Source organism: Protofrankia symbiont of Coriaria myrtifolia (genome assembly GCF_900634755.1).
Taxonomy (GTDB): domain Bacteria; phylum Actinomycetota; class Actinomycetes; order Frankiales; family Frankiaceae; genus Protofrankia; species Protofrankia coriariae.
In genome coordinates this window covers 1-2,727 of the sequence record NZ_CAAAFS010000249.1, presented here as the reverse complement: position 1 = coordinate 2,727, position 2,727 = coordinate 1, and the positions used below count along the sequence as shown (strand labels likewise).

Here is a 2,727-nt window from a genome sequence, read left to right as displayed (position 1 = left end):
GACTCCTGGAGCGGGGTCGCTCCCATCGGCGCCGCCTCACCGGCTGCTCTGTATGGCGGCACCAGCCGGGTCTCCCAACAGCTCACGATGACAGCGGGGAGGTGGTGGAGGCGGAATTAGGCGCAGGCACGGGCTGCGTGGGCAGTACGGCCGTCGGCGCTCGTTTTTCGTAACCACCTGGGGCAGCGGTCGGAATGACGCGGGACTCCCAGCTGGCGTTGCTCAGGGTACAGATCGCGTAGGCCTTCAGCGGGAGTAGCAGGAAGATATTGATAAAGGTGTGCAGCGCAAAGGCGAAAAACCTCGCCTGGCGGGTATGCCAGGCCGCGCAGCAGCAACTGATCAAGGTCACCGCCGTGATCACCAGGATCGGCCACCACGGTATTGTCGCCGTCGCCGCGACCTGCGCGAATCCGGTCAGCACCGTCAGGGCGAGCAACAGCGGTGCGAGGTTCTGGCCTACCACGTCCAGCATGAGATAGCGGCCGAGCCGGGGCAGCAGGCGTATGGCCAGCAACGTATCGCGGTATGTGCTGCGCGCCCACCGAAGTTGCTGGCGCAGGTATGGCCGAAGTCGTTCGGGTACCACCGTCGCCGCCGTGGCGTCCGGAACGTACTCGGTACGCAGGCCCGCCTTGAGCATGAGAATGGTCAGGTGACGGTCCTCACCGAAGTCGCTCGGCCTCCCCCGGAAAAGCTGGGTCTCGTACTGGTCAAGTACCTGAAGGAGGACGGAGCGACGGTAGACCGTGCACGGCCCGCAGCAGCACATGACAGCGCCGAACTCAGCCTGGGCCGCCCGCTCTTCATTACAGGCGATCCAGTACTCCATATCGATCAGCCGGGTCAGCCAGGTGGCACGTCGGTTGCGGGCGACCATCTGGCCCATGGCCGCTCCAACGGCCGGATCGGTCATCTTCGCCGCCAACTTACGCACGACATCCGGTTCGATGGTGGTGTCCGAGTCGACGTTGACCACCAGGTCACCGGCTGACCGGCGGATCGCCGCGACCTGTGCCTTGCGCTTCCCGACGTTGTGGGGGAGCAGCAGAAAGGTGAACCGCGCGTCGCCGGCGTAGGTGTCGTAAACGGGCTCCAGGCGGTCGCGATTTGTGGAGCCGTCGTCGACGAGGTAGACCCGCAGCTCACCCTGGTAGTCCTGTGCCGCGACCGAACGCAGGCACGCTGCCAGGGTCAGCGGGTCCTCGTGGTAACAGGGGATAATCACGTCCACACTCGGCAGACTGTCGCAGGGGTCTGCGTGGTGCGTGGTAGTCGGCCGGTACGCGCGCCGGGCATAAAACGTCTTCGCGCCCTGATAACCAATGGCGAGGGTGGCATAGGACGAGGGGACGATCATGTTGGCGGTGGAGAGAATGCTCACCGCGGTCGACATCAGGACCTCCGGAGGGTGTCAGACCGGCCTGCTGATCGGCGAATGGACGGACGGGGCGGGAAGCGGCTGGAAGACAAACCCGTACTCATGCAGCGCCGGAATCAGCCGGCGGAGCGCTATGACTGTCCGTTCACGCAGCCCGGTGCGGCTGCCACTCGGCCACTCATCCGCCGGACACCCGCCACGCAGAAGAATGACTCCGCCCGGCCGGATGCACGTCAGCACCGTCTCGACGATCACATTCGCGCCGGGACGTGACCAGTCGCGCGGATCCACCGACCAGTTCAGGGGCTCCAGTCCGAACAGCGCCGCCGCCCGGGCCTCGCCGGTCCAGGCGCCGTACGGCGCTCGCAGGTAATGCACGCAGGCCTGCGGGCAAACGGTCCTGATGACTTTGTTCGCGTCGGATATCTCCCGTCGAACCTCGCCCGGCTCGCATCGGGACAGGTCTCGGTGGGTCATGGTGTGGTTGGCCAGGCCATGGCCTTCCGTGGCGATTCTCCGGATCAATTCGGGATGCTTGGCCGCATACTCCCCGATCACGCAGAAGGTGGCGACTACCCGGTGCTCCGCGAGCACATCGAGTACCTGCGGTGTGCAAAAAGGGTTCGGTTCGTCATCGAACGTCAAAAAAATGTCTCGGCTGCCCTCTTCGATTCGGATCTTGCGGCTGTCGATCTGGCCGGGTTCGGACTCCAGCCGCAGCGGGGTGGAGATGCTGACCGGGGCCCGGGAGCGGATCGTCATCGTCGCGGTGGCGATGAGTGTCCCGGCGTGCGCGCGCAGGGCCGCTGCAGTGCGGCGTGCCTCGGTCCGCCGGTCGTCGTAGGCCTGCGGGCACGTGGTCGTTCCCGTGGTGGTCGATGCCACGGTCTGTCCGTCCGGCAACTCCGCTCGATCTCCTTCGCTCGCTGTCCCGATGAATCAGGTGGGGCTGGGTCGGGCAAAAATATAGCTTATTCAAAATAATCAGATTATTTAGCGACCGATTGGCCGCCGAGGGCGACCGCCGCATCGACGAGGACCTGGCCGCGATCGTGGCCGGGAACAATATCGGGCCTGGTCAGCGCCACCGACAGCCGGCTGCGGCGATCAACCCGGACGCTCCGCTGGTCAGTTCCAGCGACCGGGACCACTGTAACGTGCGTTTTTCCAGGTTCCGGCGACGCCGTAGCTCCTTGGCCCGGATGCAGTGCGTCACGAACGCTGAGAGGAGTCTGTGAAGTTGACCCCGATTTCTTACACATATGAGCTCTTAATGCTACAGCAACACCCCTCGGCGTGTTGGCGGCGACACGCCGATAAAACCGCCGGCTTGAGCTGAAGGTAAC

At 64.7% G+C, this 2,727-nt stretch carries 2 protein-coding genes; both read right to left on the bottom strand.

Going from position 1 to position 2,727, the window contains the following annotated elements; genetic code table 11:
- Positions 1–82 precede the first annotated feature (82 nt).
- A complete protein-coding gene (gene nodC, locus CM1CMNOD_RS14210; protein ID WP_013874295.1) occupies positions 83–1,396 on the bottom strand; it encodes a chitooligosaccharide synthase NodC in 1,314 nt (437 codons plus the stop codon).
- 18 nt (positions 1,397–1,414) lie between these two features.
- Positions 1,415–2,143 (bottom strand): chitooligosaccharide deacetylase NodB, encoded by a 729-nt coding sequence (gene nodB, locus CM1CMNOD_RS14205; protein WP_131772660.1) that lies wholly within the window; start codon positions 2,141–2,143, stop codon positions 1,415–1,417.
- Positions 2,144–2,727 lie beyond the last annotated feature (584 nt).

Bases quoted from the DNA above. Each gene is read 5' to 3' on its own strand.
- nodB (WP_131772660.1), bottom strand. From the start codon at position 2,143: ATGACGATCCGCTCCCGGGCCCCGGTCAGCATCTCCACCCCGCTGCGG.
- nodC (WP_013874295.1), bottom strand. From the start codon at position 1,396: ATGTCGACCGCGGTGAGCATTCTCTCCACCGCCAACATGATCGTCCCC.